Source organism: Pantoea sp. IMH, assembly GCF_000599885.1.
Taxonomy (GTDB): Bacteria; Pseudomonadota; Gammaproteobacteria; order Enterobacterales; family Enterobacteriaceae; genus Erwinia.
Genome location: NZ_JFGT01000005.1, coordinates 67,789 through 82,640, shown reverse-complemented (window position 1 = coordinate 82,640; position 14,852 = coordinate 67,789). Strand labels below are relative to the sequence as shown.

13 protein-coding genes are annotated in these 14,852 nt (G+C 55.6%); 7 read left to right on the top strand and 6 right to left on the bottom strand.

Annotated elements, in window-relative coordinates; genetic code table 11:
* Positions 1 to 343 precede the first annotated feature (343 nt).
* The gene (adhP, locus tag EA20_RS0108525; RefSeq protein WP_024966423.1) at positions 344 to 1,357 is read right to left on the bottom strand and encodes an alcohol dehydrogenase AdhP; all 1,014 of its coding nucleotides are present in this window, start codon (positions 1,355 to 1,357) and stop codon (positions 344 to 346) included.
* Positions 1,358 to 1,660: 303 nt separating this feature from the next.
* On the opposite strand from adhP, the gene EA20_RS0108520 reads away from it, so the two are divergent.
* The 5 genes from EA20_RS0108520 (at position 1,661) to EA20_RS0108500 (ending at position 6,493) form a co-directional block, all read left to right on the top strand.
* Complete coding sequence (locus EA20_RS0108520; protein WP_024966422.1) at positions 1,661 to 3,262, top strand: MFS transporter; 1,602 nt, start codon at positions 1,661 to 1,663, stop codon at positions 3,260 to 3,262.
* 23 nt (positions 3,263 to 3,285) lie between these two features.
* Positions 3,286 to 4,425, top strand: a complete 1,140-nt coding sequence (locus EA20_RS0108515; protein ID WP_024966421.1) for a glycoside hydrolase family 105 protein — start codon at positions 3,286 to 3,288, stop codon at positions 4,423 to 4,425.
* A gap of 14 nt (positions 4,426 to 4,439) precedes the next feature.
* Entirely contained in the window at positions 4,440 to 5,201 is a 762-nt protein-coding gene (kduD, locus tag EA20_RS0108510; protein ID WP_024966420.1) for a 2-dehydro-3-deoxy-D-gluconate 5-dehydrogenase KduD, read from the top strand.
* A gap of 38 nt (positions 5,202 to 5,239) precedes the next feature.
* Positions 5,240 to 5,881, top strand: coding sequence for an RpiB/LacA/LacB family sugar-phosphate isomerase (locus tag EA20_RS0108505; protein ID WP_024966419.1), 642 nt, complete (start codon positions 5,240 to 5,242; stop codon positions 5,879 to 5,881).
* A 267-nt stretch (positions 5,882 to 6,148) separates the two neighbouring features.
* Positions 6,149 to 6,493 carry a hypothetical protein gene (locus EA20_RS0108500; RefSeq protein ID WP_024966418.1) on the top strand — a complete coding sequence of 115 codons (345 nt, stop codon included), beginning with the start codon at positions 6,149 to 6,151 and terminating at the stop codon, positions 6,491 to 6,493.
* A gap of 252 nt (positions 6,494 to 6,745) precedes the next feature.
* On the opposite strand, the gene azuC is transcribed toward EA20_RS0108500, so the two are convergent.
* Positions 6,746 to 6,823 carry a stress response protein AzuC gene (gene azuC / locus EA20_RS21280; RefSeq protein WP_369699790.1) on the bottom strand — a complete coding sequence of 26 codons (78 nt, stop codon included), beginning with the start codon at positions 6,821 to 6,823 and terminating at the stop codon, positions 6,746 to 6,748.
* Between the two features lie 158 nt (positions 6,824 to 6,981).
* Positions 6,982 to 7,554, bottom strand: a complete 573-nt coding sequence (gene mntP, locus EA20_RS0108495) for a manganese efflux pump MntP (RefSeq protein WP_024966417.1) — start codon at positions 7,552 to 7,554, stop codon at positions 6,982 to 6,984.
* Between the two features lie 418 nt (positions 7,555 to 7,972).
* On the opposite strand from mntP, the gene EA20_RS0108490 reads away from it, so the two are divergent.
* Positions 7,973 to 8,215, top strand: a complete 243-nt coding sequence (locus EA20_RS0108490) for a DUF1158 family protein (protein ID WP_024966416.1) — start codon at positions 7,973 to 7,975, stop codon at positions 8,213 to 8,215.
* Between the two features lie 192 nt (positions 8,216 to 8,407).
* Here the strand turns inward: EA20_RS0108490 and mgtA are convergent, their stop codons facing one another.
* Complete coding sequence (gene mgtA / locus EA20_RS0108480; RefSeq protein ID WP_024966415.1) at positions 8,408 to 11,080, bottom strand: magnesium-translocating P-type ATPase; 2,673 nt, start codon at positions 11,078 to 11,080, stop codon at positions 8,408 to 8,410.
* 630 nt (positions 11,081 to 11,710) lie between these two features.
* Between mgtA and EA20_RS0108475 the strand changes: the two genes are divergently transcribed.
* Positions 11,711 to 13,156, top strand: a complete 1,446-nt coding sequence (locus EA20_RS0108475; protein ID WP_024966414.1) for a carboxylesterase — start codon at positions 11,711 to 11,713, stop codon at positions 13,154 to 13,156.
* On the opposite strand, the gene EA20_RS0108470 is transcribed toward EA20_RS0108475, so the two are convergent.
* Together EA20_RS0108470 and EA20_RS20765 are read right to left on the bottom strand one after the other, a co-directional pair.
* Positions 13,153 to 14,193, bottom strand: coding sequence for an AI-2E family transporter (locus tag EA20_RS0108470; RefSeq protein WP_051516348.1), 1,041 nt, complete (start codon positions 14,191 to 14,193; stop codon positions 13,153 to 13,155). The genes EA20_RS0108475 and EA20_RS0108470 overlap by 4 nt on opposite strands.
* Entirely contained in the window at positions 14,193 to 14,429 is a 237-nt protein-coding gene (locus tag EA20_RS20765; RefSeq protein WP_152540224.1) for an efflux RND transporter permease subunit, read from the bottom strand. Before EA20_RS20765 ends, EA20_RS0108470 begins: the two co-directional genes overlap by 1 nt.
* Between the last annotated feature and the right edge of the window lie 423 nt (positions 14,430 to 14,852).

Genomic DNA, 14,852 nt, shown 5'->3' with positions numbered 1-14,852 from the left:
ACCATAGCGGAAAAAAAGCGGGTTAAAAGGAGAAAGGCAGGGTATGCAGTCTGAAACAGCGTTATTTTGAAAAAGCGTTTCAGAAATTATTTGTTGTAGCTTTTAACAAAAAAAGCGCTGCGCCCTGGCATATCAGCGTTTTCAGGATAAAGTTAACGTTTACGCCTGCGGGTAAGAGGGAATGGCAGATGCTGAATAATACCGGTTGGATGGTGTCGCTGCTCTGGCTGCGTCTGTGCACTATTCTGGAGCCCAGGGCCTCCGCACGTTCAAGTTTTTATATGCAGGCCTGATTCGTCAATAAGGTGCGCCGTGCACCCTATTGACGACATTTCCAGGCGAGTTAGCGTTGTGTAAAGTCGATCACCATTCTGCCTTTGATTTTTCCTTCCAGCATCTCAGTGAAAATCATATTGATCTCCTCCAGTGGCCTTTTGGTCACTTTTGGCACGACTTTACCTTCGGCGGCAAACTGAAATGCCTCAGCCAGATCTTCTCTGGTCCCGACCAGGGAGCCCACGACCTGGATGCCGTCCAGCACCAGCCGGGGAATATTCAGGCTCATTGATTCCGGAGGCAGCCCCACCGCCACGATCCGTCCGCCTGCGCGCATCGCATCCACCGCTGAGTTAAACGCGGTTTTCGCCACGGCGGTGACGACCGCCGCGTGCGCGCCTCCGGTTTTCTCCTGGATCACTTTTGCCGCATCTTCTTTTAGCGAATTCACCACCAGGTCTGCCCCCATTTCGGTGGCAAACTGCAGCTGGGCATCGTTGATATCGACCGCGATCACTTTCGCGTTAAAGACGTTTTTAGCGTATTGCAGGGCAAGATTGCCCAGCCCGCCCAGGCCGTAAATAGCGATCCATTTACCGGGCTGAATCCCGGAAACTTTTACCGCTTTGTAAGTTGTCACGCCAGCACAGGTCACGCTGCTGGCCGCCGCAGGATCCAGACCCTCAGGCACTTTGACGGCGTAGTCCGCCACCACAATGCACTCTTCGGCCATACCGCCGTCCACGGTGTAGCCGGAATTCTGCACGCTGCGGCAGAGCGTTTCGTTACCGGTTGTGCAGTATTCACAGTGGCCGCAGCCTTTATAGAACCAGGCCACGCTGGCGCGGTCACCCACCTTCAACGCGCTAACGCCCGGGCCGACCTCTTTCACGATACCTATGCCTTCATGGCCCAGGATCACCCCGGTTTTGTCACCGAAGTCGCCATTTTTAACGTGAAGATCGGTATGGCAGACGCCGCAACATTCCATTTTCAGCAGCGCTTCACCGTGCTTCAGCGCCCGCAGCGTTTTATCAACCACGCCCACAGTATGATCTTTATTCACCACAGCTGCTTTCATCGTCCTTTCCTTATTGAAGGTTGAAGTCTTATTCACTATAGAGCGCCTGAAGCGCTTCGCTTTTGATTCTTCGCAGAAAAAGCGTATTAACAATTAATCTCAAATAACCTTCAGAGTTGAGATGTATCTTCAGGAAAAGTGAAACGGCTTTTTATAAAATCAGTGAAGTGAGGGAGCATGCTCTTCGTGCAGATGTCATCAGTGGCCGGGGTGTGGCAATAACGCAAAGGTTTTCCCTTCGTCATCGCTCTACGTTAGCTCCATCCCCCGACGGAAGCCGGGCGCACAGGATAGCTTAACAGGATGGTTACTATGACAATACGTAAACCAGGCACGATCAATTATCTGGCTTATGGCTCAGGCGATTTTCTCGGCGCGGGTACCATGGCGCTCACCTCGGCCTGGCTTTTATATTTTTACACGACCTTTTGCGGCCTCAGCCCGATTGAGGCGACCTCCATTTTCGCGCTCGCCCGCGTTGTGGATGGCGTGGTCAGCCCACTAATGGGTTATCTGACCGACCATTTCGGCTCCACCCGGCTTGGCAAACGTTTTGGCCGCCGTAAGTTCTTTATTCTTACCGGCATCCCGCTGGTTTTCAGTTACAGCCTGATGTGGGTCGGGGATATGACCTATGTCTACTATCTGCTGACCTACCTTTTCTTTGAAATTGTTTATACCTCCATTCTGGTGCCTTATGAAACGCTGGTGCCGGAGATGACGGATGATTTCAAACAGAAAACCAAATTTTCCGGCGCCCGCATCGCACTGGCGCAGCTTTCTGCGATTCTCGCTGCGTTCCTGCCGGGCGTACTGCTGAGCTACTTCGGCAAAGATAACGCCATCTCTTTCTTCTACTCCAGCCTGGTCTTCTCGGTGATCTGCGCCGGGGTGCTGACGCTGGTCTATCTCTATACCTGGGAGCGGCCCGCCGTGAAGAAATCGGCGGCGGCGCTGGAGGCGGAAAAACAGCAGCTGACGCTGAGACAAAGCCTGTCACGCCTGAAGATCGAGCTGACCTCCACGCTGCGCGTGCGTATTTTCCGTCAGCATCTGGGCATGTACCTTGGCGGCTATATCGCGCAGGACGTTTTCAACGCAGTCTTTACCTACTATGTGGTCTTTGTGCTGATGCAGAGTGCGACGGTCGCGTCGAATCTGATGGGCACCATGGCCATTATGCAGTTCGTGGCGGTAATCGGCATGATCCCGCTCTGCATCCGCTTCGGTCCGGCGCCCTCTTACCGCCTCGTCGTGGTGCTTTTCGGCCTGAGTGCGGCCTCATACGGCCTGCTTTACTATGCCGGGCTGAGCGACGTCTTCTCGCTGCTGCTGCTGATCTCCGCCGTGGCCGGACTGGGCCGAGGCGGTATCAACTATGTGCCATGGAATATCTATACCTACATTTCCGACGTGGATGAGGTGATTACCGGCCAGCGCCGCGAAGGCATCTTCGCCGGCATTATGACCCTGACGCGCAAGGCCTCCCAGGCGGGTGCGGTGATGCTGGTCGGCATTGTGATGCAGCTCTCCGGTTTCGTGGCGGGTAAAAGCGAGCAGACCACCACGGTGAGCCACACCATTCTCGCCATTCTCTGCGTCGGTACGCTGATTGTCCTGGGCATCGGCTTTATGATTTCGCTGCGCTTTAAACTGAACCTCACCACGCATCAGATCCTGCGTGAGGAGACGGAAAAAATGCGGGCGGCGGGTGATGTCGTATCGAAAGACATCACGCCTCAGGCGCGGGCCACCGTCGAAATGCTGGCGGGGCTGCCTTATGAATCGCTCTGGGGCAATAACAATATTGGGTATCTGAACCGGAATAAACCTGCGGCGGAACCCCTTTCCGATCGTCCGGCCGCAACGCGGGCAGAAAGACCGACAGATACCCTGACTCATTAATTTCATCTTCTAAGGAAAGCGCCATGTTGATCTATCCCGTAAAACAGAGCCCGCTGCTACGCCAGCCGGAACGGTTTATCTCCGCGACAGAGCTGCATCAGCTGATCAATAAGCTGGTGGATAACCTGGTGAATATCACCGATGACACCGGGGAGTTTCTGCTGCGGCTGGACGATGGGCGGGTTATCGATACCAAGGGCTGGGCGGGCTGGGAGTGGACGCACGGTATCGGGTTGTACGGCATTCATCAATATTACCGTCAAACCGGCGACGATCGGCTACGCGCGATCATTGATGACTGGTTCGCTGACCGTTTTGCCGAAGGCTCCACCACCCGCAACGTGAATACCGTCTGCCCGTTCCTGACGCTGGCGTATCGCTACGAAGAGACACAGGATCCCCGCTGGTTGCCCTATCTTGAAAGCTGGGCCGAGTGGATTATGCATGACATGCCACGGACTGAACGCGGCGGCATGCAGCACATCACGCTGGCGGAGGAGAACCACCAGCAGATGTGGGACGACACGCTGATGATGACCGTGCTGCCGCTGGCAAAAATTGGCAAGCTGCTGAACCGCAGCGACTATATTGAAGAAGCAAAATATCAGTTTATGGTGCATACGCAGCACCTGATGGATAAGCAAACCGGACTGTGGTTCCACGGCTGGACCTTTGAAGGCAACCACAATTTTGCCAACGCCCGCTGGGCGCGGGGCAACAGCTGGCTGACTATCGTCATTCCAGAATTTCTGGACCTGCTCGACCTGCCGGAAAACGACGCCACTCGTCGCTATCTGCAGCAGGTACTGAACAGCCAGCTGGCGGCGCTGGAGCAGTGCCAGCATGAAAGCGGCCTGTGGCACACGCTGCTCGACGATCCTGATTCCTATCTGGAAGCGTCCGCCACTGCCGGTTTCGCCTTCGGTATGCTGAAGGCCGCCCGCAAGCGCTATGCCGATCGGCGCTACGTGGCGGTGGCAGAAAAAGCGCTGAAAGGACTGATCGCAAACATTAACAGCGATGGCGAACTGACTCAGGTCTCGTTCGGCACCGCAATGGGCAAAAATCTCGACTACTACCGGCAGATCCCGCTGACCTCGATGCCGTACGGTCAGGCAATGGCGATCCTCTGCCTGGTGGAATACCTGCATATCTATCTCTGAAAGAAGGAAAAAGCATGATCCTGAATAATTTTTCTCTGCACGGAAAGGTGGCGATCGTCACCGGATGCAATACCGGACTAGGGAAAAGTATGGCGGTAGGGCTGGCACAGGCCGGGTGTGACATTGTGGGCATCAACCGCAGTGAACCGGCTGACACCGCTGCCGAGATCACCGCGCTGGGTCGACGCTTCCTCAACCTGCAGGCCGATCTGAGTCAGCAGACGGCGCTGCCCGCCCTGGTGGAGCAGGCCGTGGCTGAAATGGGTCAGGTAAATATTCTGGTCAATAACGCCGGCATTATCCGCCGCCAGGACGCGATTGAATTTTCCGAAAAGGACTGGGACGATGTGATGAACGTCAATACCCGGACGCTCTTCTTTCTCTCGCAGCTGGTGGCCCGTCAGTTCATTAAGCAGGGCAACGGCGGGAAAATTATCAATATTGCCTCTATGCTCTCATTCCAGGGCGGCATTCGTGTCCCTTCCTATACCGCGTCGAAAAGCGCGGTACTGGGCCTGACGCGCCAGCTGGCCAACGAGTGGGCAAAACATGGTATTAACGTGAATGCCATCGCGCCTGGCTACTTCGAGACCAATAACACGCAGCAACTGCGTGATGATGAAAATCGCAGCGAGGAGATCCTTGCCCGCATCCCGGCAGGACGCTGGGGAAAACCTCAGGATATGATGGGGCCGGTGGTTTTTCTCGCCTCCGACGCCTCTGACTATGTTAACGGCTTTACCCTGGCCGTGGATGGCGGCTGGCTGGCACGCTAATCCCTGTCTTTTACTCATAAGTTAACGCTGGAGAAAGTATGAATATCGCATTAATGATGGAAAACAGCCAGGCGGCCAAAAACGCCGCTGTACTGGCCCAGCTTCAGGCCGTAGCCGCAGACAACAATGACAGCGTATTTAACGTTGGCATGAGCGACGAGCAGGATCACCACCTGACCTACATTCACCTGGGCATCATGGCGAGCCTGCTGATTAACTCAAAGGCGGTCGATTTTGTGGTGACCGGCTGCGGTACCGGCCAGGGCGCATTGCTGTCGCTGAACATTCACCCTGGCGTGACCTGCGGTTACTGCATCGATCCGGCTGACGCTTTCCTGTTTGCCCAGATCAATAACGGTAATGCGCTGGCGCTGCCGTTCGCCAAAGGCTTCGGCTGGGGCGCCGAGCTGAACGTGCGCTATATCTTTGAGAAAGCCTTTACCGGCCGTAAAGGCGAAGGCTATCCGCCGGAGCGTAAAGAGCCACAGGTGCGCAATGCGGGCCTGCTTAACCAGGTCAAAAAAGCGGTGATGAAGGAGAACTATCTGGATACCCTGCTTGCCATCGACCCGGAGCTGGTGAAAACCGCCGTCAGCGGCGAGCGCTTCCAGAAATGCCTGTTCGAACAGGGCAAAGATGCGGAAATTATCGCCTGGGTGAAACAGCTTATCGCCCGTTAATGTCCTCAACATCCCGTGTTCATCTGAACACGGGATTTTTTTGCGCGCCACGAGCGCGCAGTTTCACACCGGCTTTTGTGGTTGTCTTCCTCAGCGGTCACCGCTGGCGTTATCTCCTCCCCCCGCTGACAAAATCTTTATCGCGTCCTTTTTACCCTGTCCGGCCAGGTGAAAAACGCGCGGCTTCCACAGCCCCGGTAAGCCAGCTAAACTCATAGTCAGGTCGTTTACGATCGTAATCCGTTTTCCATTGATTCAGGAGCAGCAATGAAAAAAGTAGTGATACTGCTTGCCGCGCTGTCTGCCGCCGGTGCGGTGCAGGCAGAGGAAATGAGTGATGATCCCTCACAGGCTTATATAGCTAACCTTTGCACTATCGTTTCACAGGAAAAATCGCCCTCGTCAGCTGACAACTACGTCGCTCAGCTCCGGGATCTGAAGGCGAGAGGCACCTCTCCTTCTTCCGTTGAAAAAACGGCGTTTGATGAGGATGAAGCCAGAACGGTCGTCGCGGCATGGATGAATCTCAGCGATGAAGAGAAACAGCAGGCAGGTAAGGACATGAATGCGTGCCAGACCGCCACGCTGAACGAATATCAGAGCCAGGACTAGCGGCAACGGCAGGCGGAGGCTGACTCCGCCTTATCACGCCTTCTTCTTCGGTTTCTTCCACTCCCTGTAACTTCTTTTACTACCACTCAGGTGAGAGTGCAGACGCAGCCGTGTGCCCGCCAGATACCGGTCGGCCTGTGGAAAACGATGAGGAGAAAGAGAAAGCGAAGTAAGGTGAAGGTATAGCGCGGAAAAGTGATAACCTCCGGTCATTCCCTGACCGCGGCTATCGAGGGTTTCTTGCTGTGTAACTCAGGACATTGCGCCTGGCGGTACGTGTTTAAAAACGTTCACATAGCTACGAAACACGTATTTAAAGAACTTTTTCATCGGTCTGCCTGATTCAAATTTTGTTAGTAAATAGCAAAAAAAGTATACAAGACGACCGTTATTCAGGCAAATAAATTTGAAGTGGATCACAAAATGGCGATGAAACGGCCATTAACGCTGGGAAGAACTCAGCCGGTTTCTCCCTGTTTTTGCCCGCATCAGCCCAGCCAGCCGAGGCGCCCAACTAAAATAGTGGTGCCGATACCGATAAGCACCACGCCACCGAAGACTTCTGCCCATTTGCCCATAACCGGCCCGATAAAGCGTCCCAGCAGGATCCCAAGCGTCGCCATGATCATGGTGGAAGCGCCAATCGCCAGCGCGGTGACCACGATATTAACCTGCAAAAAGGCCAGTCCGACGCCCACTGCCATGGCATCCACACTGGTGGCAATAGCCGTACAGGCCAGCAGCCAGAAACCGTGGCTTTTGAGTGCCGCCTCAGAGACCGGGTCCTTCCTGCGCAACCCTTCCATAATCATGCGCGCGCCCAGCAGGGAGAGCAGCGTGAAAGCCACCCAGTGATCCCAGGCCATAACGTAGCGACTGGCGACGCTGCCTACCGCCCAGCCGATCAGCGGCGTCAGGGCTTCAATAATGCCAAAGATTAAGCCGGTGCGGAGGGCTTCCTTCAGGCCGGGCCGGTGCAGGCAGGCGCCTTTACCGATAGCCGCTGCAAATGCGTCCATTGACATGCCGAAGGCTAAAATCAGAGTGGCGTAAAGGTTCATGGGGATTATACCGGCCCTGAGACCTGACAGCGTCTCAAAGCGTTAAAAAATAGCGTCTCGCGGTAAAAACAAGCGCGAACTCTTCAATGTGGCAGGCATGCTACCACGGGCCCATGGCAAAAAAAAGACAGTAAAATCAGGGATTTGATTATAGCCTCGGCTATACTTTTTAACGAATGCTAAAACTGCGCCTTAATAATGACCAAAAAGGCTAAAAGAATTACTGTGTTACCCTTTACGACCTTTATCACCCTGGGGGATTAACGCGGACCTTATGCGTAACAACAGCGCCAAAAATGCCTGCTCCAGATGCCCCTCTGCGTCTGACTGCGGGGCAAAGTGTCTGGCGGACGTTTGAGGATTGAACCCGCGGCCCGATTGCCGGAAAATAGCCGCCACTGACTAAGATGGAATACCGATGAAAAATCCCTTTCTGACCTTTTTGATGCCGATGAGTACCCTGCTGCTGGGATTTCTTTCCGCCCTGCTGTTGCCTGCGCCCTGGTTCGGCCTGAGCCTCACCCACCGGCTGATGGCGATCTTTCACCTGAGCGATATCGGACAGCTCTATACGCTGGTATTTTGCCTCTGGTTCCTGCTGCTCGGCGCGGTGGAATATTTTGTTCTGCGCTTTATTTATCTGCGCTTTATCAAAGTGTAAGCGTCAGGGCAGATCCCCGATCCGCCCTGACGCTGGCCTGTTTTCCCTCTGTACGAGGTGCTGCGCCATGCAAAACAGCGCAGCATCCGCTATAAGCTGAATATCATCAGCAGCCCGCTGGAGAAGATCACCAGCCCGAGGAAAAACAGCACTATCGCGATAACCGCATTTTTATGTTTCATCCCGCTCTCCTCAGTACCACTGGCCGAAGCGGCGCATATAAATACGTTTCATTCCCTGCGCGACCACGCAGTAGCCGAACAGCGTAGCGACCAGCCATGGGAAATAGGTCCATGGCAGCGGCACCAGCCCGACGATATGGCCCAGCGGAGAAAACGGAATACAGATGCCCAGTGCCATCACCACGCCGGTTGCCAGCATCACCGGCAGCGCGGCGCGGCTCTGGATAAAAGGGATTTTTTGCGTACGCAGCATATGCACCACCAGCGTCTGAGAGAGCAGCCCCTCGACAAACCAGCCGGACTGGAACAGGGCCTGGTGCTCGACACTGTTGGCAGCGAATACGTGCCACATAATAAAAAAGGTCGTGATATCAAACAGCGAGGAGGTCGGGCCAATCCACAGCATAAAGCGGCCAATATTCTTCGCATCCCACTGGCGGGGTTTACGCAGGAACGCGTTGTCCATCTTGTCCCAGGGCAGCGCCAGCTGGGAGAGATCATACAGCAGATTTTGCAGCAGCAGATGGATCGCCAGCATTGGCAAAAACGGAATAAAGGCGCTCGCCACCAGCACGGAGAACACGTTGCCAAAGTTAGAACTGGCGGTCATGTTCAGGTACTTGATGATGTTGCCGTAAGTCTCACGCCCTTTGATTACACCCTGTTCCAGCACCATCAGGTTCTTTTCCAGCAGAATAATATCAGCAGACGCTTTGGCGATATCGGTGGCGGTATCCACTGAAATGCCGATATCCGCCTTCCGCAGGGCTGGCGCATCGTTAATGCCATCGCCCAGGAAACCGACAGTGTGACCATTATGCTGCAACGCCTGTAACACGCGTGATTTCTGCTGTGGCGTCAGGCGGCAGAATAGCGTCCGCGTTTCAACCAGGCGGGACAGCTCGCTGTCGTCCAGCAGCGCAATGTCACTGCCGCAGAGCGGTTCGCCAGGTTCCAGTCCAACGTCGCGACAGATTTTACGGGTGATAACGGCGTTATCGCCGGTGAGCACTTTTACCGTCACGCCATTTTCATGCAGCGCGGCGATGGCCTGCCCGGCGCTCTCTTTTGCCGGATCGAGAAACGTCAGTAGTCCGCAAACCGTCAGTCCAGACTCGTCCTCTTTCTTTAACGGCAGCAAAGGCAGGTTATCGCCCAGGTTACGCTCAGCGACAAGCAGCACGCGGTATCCCTGCTGATTGAGCGCCTCAGCCTGCTGACGCCACTGCTGGCGGGCAGCCTCATCCAGCGGGCGGCGTTCTCCGGCGTCCATCCAGTGGCTGGAAACGCCCAGCATTTCATCCACCGCACCTTTGCAGATCAGCGTCTGCTGACTGTTTTCATCAGCGACCACCACAGACAGACGACGGCGTTCAAAATCAAAGGGCAGCTCGTCGATTTTACGGTAGCGCCACAGCCCGCTCACGGCCAGATGGCCCTGGCTGAAGCGAAGGATCGCCTTGTCCATCAGGTTCTTCACGCCGCTCTGATGGCGGCTGTTCAGCCAGGCGAGTCGCAGCACCTGGTCGCTGTTGCAGCCATTTGCATCCAGATGCTGCGCCAGAATGATACGATCCTGGGTCAGCGTGCCGGTTTTATCAGTACAGAGCACATCCATCGCACCAAAGTTCTGGATGGCGTTGAGCCGCTTCACCACCACTTTACGGCGGGACATGGCGACAGCGCCCTTCGCCAGATTGGCGCTGACTATCATCGGCAGCATTTCCGGGGTCAGACCGACCGCCACCGCCAGCGCAAACATCAGCGCATCAGCCCAGTCGCCTTTAGTGAATCCATTGATAAACAACACGATGGGTACCATCACCAGCATAAAGCGGATCAGCAGCCAGCTTACGCTGTTCACGCCGCGATCGAAGGCGGTCAGCGGGCGTTTGCCCACCACGGATTTTGCCAGCGAGCCAAACCAGGTTTGATTACCGGTTGCCACAACAACCGCCGTCGCCGTACCGCTGGCAACGGTGGTGCCCATCAGGCAGATCGCCGGTGAATGCAGCGGATCATTCTCAGCCGCATTGCCGGCCACCATCGGCGAGCTGATACCAGATTTCTCAACCGGGATAGCTTCGCCGCTCAGCGCCGCCTGGCTGACAAACAGGCCATGGGAAGTAAGCAGTCGGCTATCGGCGGGGACGATGTCGCCGGCAGAAAGAAAAATAATGTCACCCGGTACAACGTCCTGCAGCGAAACCGTTATTTTCACCGGCTGCGATGTTTCACTGCTGCGACGGATCACCGTGGCCGTCGTGCGAACCAGGGATTTCAGCGCTTCCGCCGCTCTGTTCGTACGGTACTCCTGCCAGAAGCGCAGCAGTCCACTGAGCGAAACCATAGTCAGCATGATAATCACGCCGGTCAGATCGCCCTCTTCTCCGTGACGAAGCGGAATAACGTAATCGGTGAAAAAACTGACGGCGGCCAGCACCATCAGCACCCAGATAAAAGGGTTATTGAAAGCCTGCACCAGTTGCACCAGCGGGTGAGGCGCTTTCTCGCTGGCGACCTCATTTTTGCCATGCTCCAGCAGTCGCGCGGCGGCATCGGCCTGTGTCAGGCCATGACGTTCAGTGTTAAGTCGTGCCAGGGTCGCGTCCAGGCTTTGTGTTATCTCGCCAGCGATCGCTAAATCGCGGGCGCGTTTTACATTGGCGTTATGCATTTTCATTTGCCAGATCCTTAATTTCTTTTTATTCAGGCGCGGGGAAACACGCCTGCGCATGAGGATTTTCAGTTTTTTTGGGGATCGGGACGGGGCAGCAAGCAGGAACGGACAGGAGGATTACAGAGAGGCGTTACTCCTTATTCTGCCTGTGTGCCATCGCCCGCCGCGGGTCGGAGGTTCTTTCATAGTGCGTTCCTTGCCCGGCATCAGCACGGGACAACATTGATGGGCAAAACGGGGATGTGACACAGGGAAGAGGTGCAACATTGCCCGCCGGTTTTCGGCAAGCAAACAAGGGAGTTGGCTTACCTTAAAGCATAAAACGTAAAGGGTGACTGTCCAATTAAGCGCTCCAGTGATGAAATCGTCGTCACTATAATCCCGCCTGCTGACGAAGTAAATCCTTAAGAAATGACCTGTAAATCATCAACACCAAATAAATAAATTATTAAAAACAGGGAGTTAAATGATAACATTGCGTAATTATCTGCCGTTCCGTTCCTTAAACCCTTTATCAACACGTTGCATTTAACAACCCCATAGTGACATTCACCGCCAGAGACAGATGATAACGATCAACGCCTGGCGGCAGATTCACTCTACACTTCAGAGGGATAACAACGAGGCCCCATTATGCTGAGAAGGACAAAAATCTGGTTAACGCGATCGCTAATCGTCCTGCTGATAATGCTGATCGCCCTGCTGGCGCTGCGCGTGGCGGTGACGGAGCGCGGGCCCGATTTGCAGCCCTGGCATAAGTGGGTACCGGATGAGCTGAGCGACAGCCAGCTGGATCAGGATAACTGGGCTGATTATCTGCAAAACGAGCAAAAAATCTTTGCCGCGATGAAGCGTAACGTCAGTGACAAAATCGAGGATTCGCCGGAAATCCTTAATCGCTATGCGAAAAACAGTCCGGTTTATCCCGAAAGCTTTGCCACAGACTGGAACCGCTCTTATGAGCTGATGCCGCAGGGCGCGCCTCGCGGTGCCGTGGTTCTGCTGCATGGACTGACGGATTCCCCCTACAGCCTGCGGCATTTTGCCGTTAATTATCAACAGCAAGGCTATGTTGTGGTGGCGATACGCCTGCCGGGTCACGGTACGGTACCGGCGGCGCTGACCACAGTCGAATGGGAAGACTGGATGGCAGCCACCCGGCTGGCCGTACGTGAAGCCAGAGCGCGTGTTCCTGCTGGCGCACCGCTGCATATCATGGGCTTTTCCAACGGCGGTGCGCTGGCAATGAAATATACGCTGGATGCGCTGGAGGATAAGGCGCTACCGCTGCCCAGCCGTCTGATCCTGATCTCGCCGATGATCGGCGTCAGCAGCTATGCGCGCTATGCCGGCCTCGCCGGGCTGCCTTCGCTGCTGCCAGCGTTCGCCCGGTCGGCCTGGCTCAGTCTCCTGCCGGAATTTAATCCCTTTAAATACAACTCGTTCCCGGTAAAAGCGGCCCGGCAATCCTGGCTGCTGACCAGCGCCCTGCAAACCCAGCTCCACCGCGTCAGAGCGAGCCGGTTACTGGATAACGCGCCGCCGGTGCTGACTTTCCAGTCGGTGGCCGACGCCACGGTGAGTACGCCTGCGGTGATCCATGCCCTGTACAATCTGCTGCCGCGTAACGGCAGCGAGCTGGTGCTGTTTGACGTGAATCAGGCGGTGCAGCTTTCGCCGCTGATGCGCAGCAGCGCCAGACAGGCCGCCCAACATTTACTGCCGCCCGCGCCACGACATTACACCACCCGCCTGGTAACCAATGCTTCGCCTCACAGCAGTGCGGCGGTGGCGGAAACGACGCTGGCCGGCGCGACGGTCACTGCCCGTGAGCCTCTGGGCATCAACTATCCCGGTGATGTCTATTCCCTGTCCCACGTAGCGCTCCCCTTTCCGTTCAGCGATTCGCTCTACGGCCGCACGCCGACTCACCCCAATGCGTTCGGCGTCAGTTTTGGTTCCCTGACGCCGCGCGGCGAGCGTTCGGTGCTGATAGTCAGCCTGGATATGCTGATGCGTCAGTCTTCCAACCCCTTCTATCCCTGGATGGTCCAGCAGGTGAACCAGACGCTGAATTAATCCCGCTGCCAGCCGCTGCGGTCGCTGAGCAGCAACGCCAACGCGTCGCCGCCGCGGATCTGTTCCAGCGCGATTTTTGCCACGATGGTCAGCGGCACGGACAGTAACATCCCTACCGGGCCCAGCAGCCAGCCCCAGAATATCAGCGCCAGAAAGACCACCAGCGTGGATAATCCCAGTCCACGCCCCATCAGCCGCGGTTCGAGCATGTTGCCAATCAGCAGATTGATCAGCAGGTAGCCTGCCGCCACCAGCAGCGCCTCGCCGGTTCCGTTAAAAATCAGCACCTGAATCACCGCAGGAACGGCCGCAATGATCGAACCGATATTCGGAATGTAGTTGAGGACAAACGCCAGTACGCCCCACAGCAGGGCAAAACGGACATCGAGCAATAACAGCATCAGCCAGACGACAATGCCGGTGAACAGGCTGATCGCCGTCTTCAGCACCAGATAGCGGCTGACGCCGTCGATAGCCTGCCGGATAGCGGCCATGCCGGAAGTGGACGATCGGAGCAGGTGCCGGAGCTTAGCCGTCAGCAACGGCACTTCAAACAGCATAAAGACTACGGTCATCAGCAGAAGAAAAATGCCTGATACCGCACCGGAGAGTTGGGTAAGCAGCCAGCTAACCAGGTTGATCGCCGCGTTGGGATCGACCATGGTGATCAGCGCCTCGGCGGAAACCGACACGCCCAGCTGGCCCGCATGCTGCTGAAATGCCAACAGGAAGTCCAGCAGCAGCTGGCGATATTGCGGCAGCGTGCGGGCAAAATCATTCAGCATGGTGACCAGCGTACTTAACAGCAGCGCACCGATCAGCACGATCGCACCCGCCAGCAGCAAAATGGCCAGCATTCTGGGCAGGCCCGTCCGCTGCAGCAGCCTGACCAGCGGATTGAGGATCACCGCCACGAACAGGGCGAGTATAAAAGGCACTACGATTTCAGCCCCGGCGCGGATACCCGCCAGAATAATCACCAGCATTCCGAGGATAACCACGGCTTTAAAGGTGTTGTTACGCATGGATGCAAACATTAGTTCTTCTCCCGGAGAGGTTTACCTTTTTCACGCAGCCACTGAATGTGCAGATAGCGTGCCGGGATAAACACCACGCCCATCAGCGTGGCCATCAGCATACCGCTGAATATCGTTACGCCGGTCAATTGCCATCTGACCGCACCAGCGCCGCTTGCCAGCATCCGTGGGAATCCGGTAAGGAGAGGAAGCCAGTGGCGTAACAGCCCGTTCGCCATTCGACGTTTCAACAGCATGACAGATCACCTTCTGACAGGGGCGTAAAAGTGGATGGGCCAGCAGTCTATCTGCTGAAAAAAGCAGCGCCCGGGTTAGGATCAGAAAAGGGTGTAATAAGGGGGATTAACTGCAGCTGATTTAAGGTTGATTTAGTTGCTGGATCAACGCCAGTTATTGCTGGTCATCAGCGACAATGGGCACAGAGCGTTCGCGTTTTCTCCCGGCGTTTCAGACGAAAATCTGGCCTGATGGTTAATATTCACCCAAAAGACAGCATTTAAAGCTGGGTTGATACTTTTTATACGCTGATTCGTAGTGAATCGCGCCACAAAATCACTGATTCACCCTGCCATCGCCCGGTAATCCACTCATCTCTCGCAGGATCCTCTTTTCCGCGCCGCAGGCCCGCTGCGCCGGGCTTTTCACCATTGAATGCGGCT